This window comes from Craterilacuibacter sp. (assembly GCF_051659485.1).
GTDB lineage: Bacteria > Pseudomonadota > Gammaproteobacteria > Burkholderiales > Chromobacteriaceae > Craterilacuibacter.
The window spans coordinates 1-4,144 of the sequence record NZ_JBOFOO010000413.1 but is presented as its reverse complement, the minus strand read 5'-3'; the positions used below and the strand labels follow the sequence as shown (position 1 = coordinate 4,144).

At 60.2% G+C, this 4,144-nt stretch carries 4 protein-coding genes and 3 tRNA genes; 4 read left to right on the top strand and 3 right to left on the bottom strand.

Annotated features, from left to right (window positions below; genetic code table 11):
• Positions 1 to 296 precede the first annotated feature (296 nt).
• Positions 297 to 1,508, top strand: coding sequence for a DUF1615 domain-containing protein (locus ACRC1E_RS14020; protein ID WP_438515706.1), 1,212 nt, complete (start codon positions 297 to 299; stop codon positions 1,506 to 1,508).
• Positions 1,509 to 1,777: 269 nt separating this feature from the next.
• Here ACRC1E_RS14020 and ACRC1E_RS14015 read toward each other — a convergent pair.
• The 3 genes from ACRC1E_RS14015 to ACRC1E_RS14005 all read right to left on the bottom strand — a co-directional run bounded on the left by ACRC1E_RS14015 (position 1,778) and on the right by ACRC1E_RS14005 (position 2,060).
• Positions 1,778 to 1,853, bottom strand: a tRNA-Ala gene (locus tag ACRC1E_RS14015).
• Between the two features lie 9 nt (positions 1,854 to 1,862).
• Positions 1,863 to 1,938, bottom strand: a tRNA-Glu gene (locus ACRC1E_RS14010).
• Positions 1,939 to 1,984: 46 nt separating this feature from the next.
• A tRNA-Ala gene (locus tag ACRC1E_RS14005) sits at positions 1,985 to 2,060 on the bottom strand.
• A 222-nt stretch (positions 2,061 to 2,282) separates the two neighbouring features.
• Here ACRC1E_RS14005 and hpnC point away from each other — a divergent pair.
• The 3 genes from hpnC to ACRC1E_RS13990 form a co-directional block, all read left to right on the top strand.
• Positions 2,283 to 3,095, top strand: coding sequence for a squalene synthase HpnC (gene hpnC / locus ACRC1E_RS14000; RefSeq protein WP_438515705.1), 813 nt, complete (start codon positions 2,283 to 2,285; stop codon positions 3,093 to 3,095).
• Between the two features lie 61 nt (positions 3,096 to 3,156).
• Positions 3,157 to 4,002: a presqualene diphosphate synthase HpnD gene (hpnD, locus tag ACRC1E_RS13995; RefSeq protein ID WP_438515704.1), complete on the top strand. Its 846-nt coding sequence runs from the start codon at positions 3,157 to 3,159 to the stop codon at positions 4,000 to 4,002.
• A partial coding sequence (locus tag ACRC1E_RS13990; RefSeq protein WP_438515707.1) for an NAD(P)-binding protein occupies positions 3,999 to 4,144 on the top strand: 146 nt, incomplete at its 3' end. The genes hpnD and ACRC1E_RS13990, both read left to right, overlap by 4 nt.

Genomic DNA, 4,144 nt, shown 5'->3' with positions numbered 1-4,144 from the left:
TCATCGGCAGGAAGGGGGCGCTATGGTGTTTTTTATTCGAACGCAGGGTATGGATCGGTGTGGTGATGACGTCGGTCATTGCTGGGCTTTAATTCGGCAAGGCGCGCATTGTGCCAGAAATGCTACATTTTTTCATGGAATTTTGTTGATTTTCATTGACATAGCCTTGTCTTGTGTAGGGTTGTTGCTGTCGGGCGGGCATTGTTTGCCGGCCTGTTTTTGAGCATCAGGGCAGGGCAGTAATTGTCGGCGGGCCGGCAATCCCCTATGCTCGCGCCTTTGGATAATCATATGGTATGCCTGTGTCGCGTATTCTGCTCGTGCTTGCTTCTACCCTGATTCTTTCTGCTTGTGCATCAAACCGTGCGCCGGCCCCTGTCGTGCCTGCTCCCGAGCCTATTGCAAGTGCGCCGCTGCCCGGGGTGGTCGTGCCGGTGCCGGTGTTGCCGCCGGTGGCTGAAGTCAAGCCGTTGCCGCGCCCGGTGGTGCAGGTGAGCGAGGCGCAGGGGCGGGTGCTGCTGGATGCGCTATTGCCTCGGGGCATAGGGCAGCGTAGCGGTTGGCGCGACGATATCTTGTCGGCGTTTACCGCGCAGAAAATCCCGTATACGGCGCAAAATTTTTGTGCGGCACTGGCGGTGATCGAGCAAGAGTCAAGCTGGCAGGCCGACCCGACGGTGCCGGGCTTGCCCGCTATGGTATGGGGCGCGATCGGTGAGCGGGCCGCGCGTTACCATGTGCCGCTGGCCTTGGCTAAAACGGCATTTCTGAAAGCCTCGCCGGATGGGCGCAGCTACAAGGAGCGTATCGACAGCCTGCGTACCGAAAAAGAAGTGAGCGAACTGTTCGACCATATGGCTGCCGATGCGCAGCGTTACGGTTTGCCGGTCGGGATGAAGAATCCGATACGGACCGGCGGGCCGATGCAGGTGAGTGTGGCGTTTGCCGAATCCCAGGTCGAGGCCTGGCCTTACCCTTATGTGCGTCGTGGTGCGATTCGCAGCGAGGTATTTTCGCGCAAGGGCGGGCTGTATTTCGGCATCGCTAATCTTTTGCAGTATCCGGCACCGTATAGCGAGATGAAATACCGCTTTGCCGATTTTAACGCCGGGCGTTATTCCAGCCGCAATGCGGCATTTCAGTCGGCTTTGGCGCTTTTGAGCGGGCAGGCGTTGACGCTGGATGGCGATTTGCTTAATTACCGTGCCGGCGGCGGAGCAAGTGAGTCTGCGCAAGTGCTGGCTAGCCTGGCCGGCCGTCTGGGCTTGAGTCAGGAGGCGATACAGCGTGATCTCAAGCTGGAAAAACTGTCCGGTTTTGGTCAGAGCCCCTTGTATCGCAAGGTGTTCGAGCTGGCAGGGAGGGAGAAGGGGCGTGCCTTGCCGCGCGAGATCATGCCGCAGATCGACCTGAAAAGCCCCAAGATCAGCCGCAAGCTCACCACCGAGTGGTTTGCCGGGCGGGTAAACTGGCGCTATCAGACTTGCCTTGCGCGCACGCCGGGCTAAGCACGATGGCGGGCCTTGCGCCACAGCCATAAGCTCAAGCCGGTCGCCAAGATGGCGATCGGCAGCAACTCTTCCAGTGGTTTGAAGTGGTCGGGCAGCAGGCTGAGTGTGTGTCCGGGGTGGTGCGGCGTCGCGAGGGTGTGACGCCAGTCAGCCGCGCTGCGCGGTAAACCTAGCTGCGATCAGGCGTGGGTACAGAGTAAGTGCGGGGCTGCGCTTTGCCGATGGGAGATGCAAAAAGCCCCGACCGGAGTCGGGGCTTTTATATTTGGTGGAGGTAAGCGGGATCGAACCGCTGACCTCTTGCATGCCATGCAAGCGCTCTACCAACTGAGCTATACCCCCCAAAACTGCTGGCGTCCCCAGGGGGAGTCGAACCCCCGTTATCGCCGTGAAAGGGCGGTGTCCTAGGCCACTAGACGATGGGGACCTTAATGCCCGGTCGAAACTGTCAAACAGCTTTCGGCCTGAATCTTTGGTGGAGGTAAGCGGGATCGAACCGCTGACCTCTTGCATGCCATGCAAGCGCTCTACCAACTGAGCTATACCCCCACGTTTTCGTTGCCGCTTTGTTCTGCACTGCAACGAGAACGGGACTATACATAGGCCTTTTTTTTGCGTCAACATTTTTTATTATTGTTTTGTAAAAAAGTCTAAATTAGCTATTTATCTACGGTCTGCTGCTGCAGGTATCACGCTATGCGGGCATGTGCAGGTCGCCGCGTGCATGCTCAGGCCGTATAATCCTCGCTTTCATCATGCGGTGGATAGTTCATGTCGGTCGGGCATTACGAGAATTTCCCGGTGGGGTCCCTGTTGTTGCCGCGGCGCATGCGGCGTGGAGTCCACGCCGTTTACCATTTTGCCCGCACCGCCGATGATATCGCCGACGAGGGGGATGCCAGCGCCGATGAACGTCTGGCGGGGCTTGCCGCCTTGTCGGCCCAGCTGGAGATGATCTCGGCGGGCCAGTTGCCGCCGGATGCCATGATGCAGGCCTTGGCGCGGGCTATTGCCGAATATCAGCTGCCCTTGGCACCTTTTCACGATTTGCTGTCGGCGTTTTCCCAGGATGTGACCAAGACGCGATATCAGGATTTTGCCGAAATCGTCGACTATTGCCGCCGTTCGGCCAATCCGGTCGGTCGCCTGATGCTGGCCTTGTATGGCGAGAGCGACAGCAAAAGTATTGCCATGTCTGATGGTATTTGCACGGCCTTGCAGCTGATCAATTTCCTGCAGGATGTGGCGATAGACTGGGACAAGGGCCGGGTGTATCTGCCGCAAAGCGATATGGTGAAGTTTCGCGTTAGCGAAGAGCAGATCGCACGGCGCGACGCCTCCGGCATGTGGACGCCCTTGATGCTGAAGGAAATCGGCCGCGCACGCGCCATGCTGTCCGCCGGTGCGCCCTTGGGGCGGCGCCTGAAAGGGCGTTTCGGCTTCGAGATCCGCATGACCATTCTGGGTGGCGAGCGCATCCTGCAAAAACTGCACGCATCGGGGGGCGATGTCTTCAAGGCGCGCCCGGTACTGCAGCGCAAGGACTGGCTGTATATGTTCTGGCGCGCGCTCAAGGCATCGTAAACCCGCTATCAAGATCAATGCCGCCGCTCTTTGGCGTGCGGCCCGTTTCAAGGAGGCGCGTTTGACGCCAGACCAGTATTGTGCCGACAAGGCAGCCGCCAGCGGTTCCAGTTTTTATTCGGCTTTCCGTTTTTTAGCGCCGGATCGGCGTCGTGCCATTACCGCGCTATATGCCTTCTGCCGCGAGGTGGATGATGTGGTCGATGAGATTCACGACGAGAACGTGGCCCGGGCCAAACTGGGCTGGTGGCGCGACGAGATTGCCCGCCTGTTCGATGGCGTGCCGCAGCATCCGGTGACACAGGCACTGTTGCCGCATGTGGCTGCGTTCGAGCTCGCGCGCGGCCTGTTCGACGAAATCATCGACGGCATGCAGATGGATCTGGATGTGGCGCGCTACAACCGCTTTGCCGACCTGTTGCTGTATTGCCACCGCGTGGCCGGTGTGGTTGGCCAGTTGTCGGCGCAGATTTTCGGCTACACCGACCGCGCCACGCTTAAATACGCGCACGAATTGGGTATTGCCTTTCAGCTGACCAATATCGCGCGCGATGTGGGCGAAGACGCGCGTCGTGGCCGGCTGTATCTGCCGGTGGAAGACTTGCAGCGCTTTGATGTGGCGGCGGCCGATATTTTCGCTTACCGCGAAAGTGCGGCATTCAGCGCGCTGATGGGGTTTCAGATCGAGCGCGCCGCCGGCTATTACCAGCGTGCCTGGGCCTTGTTGCCGGCGGCAGACCGCAAGGCGCAGCGTCCGGGCCTGATCATGGCGGCGATCTACCGCGCCACGCTGCAAGAGCTGGCGCTGGACGGGCCGGGCAAGGTGCTCAATCAGCGCCTGTCGTTGCCACCGATGCGCAAGCTGTGGCTGGCATGGTCGACTTGGGCCTTCGGCTATCGCGCATGAGGGTGGCCAAGCCGCGGGTCGCCATTATCGGCGCGGGCTGGTCCGGCTTGGCGGCCGCCGTGTCCCTGCTCGGGCAGGCTGAGCTTACGCTGCTAGAAGCCGGGCGGGCGCCCGGCGGCCGGGCACGGCGATTGCAGGTGGC

Bases quoted from the DNA above. Each gene is read 5' to 3' on its own strand.
- ACRC1E_RS14020 (WP_438515706.1), top strand. From the start codon at position 297: ATGCCTGTGTCGCGTATTCTGCTCGTGCTTGCTTCTACCCTGATTCTT.
- hpnC (WP_438515705.1), top strand. From the start codon at position 2,283: ATGTCGGTCGGGCATTACGAGAATTTCCCGGTGGGGTCCCTGTTGTTG.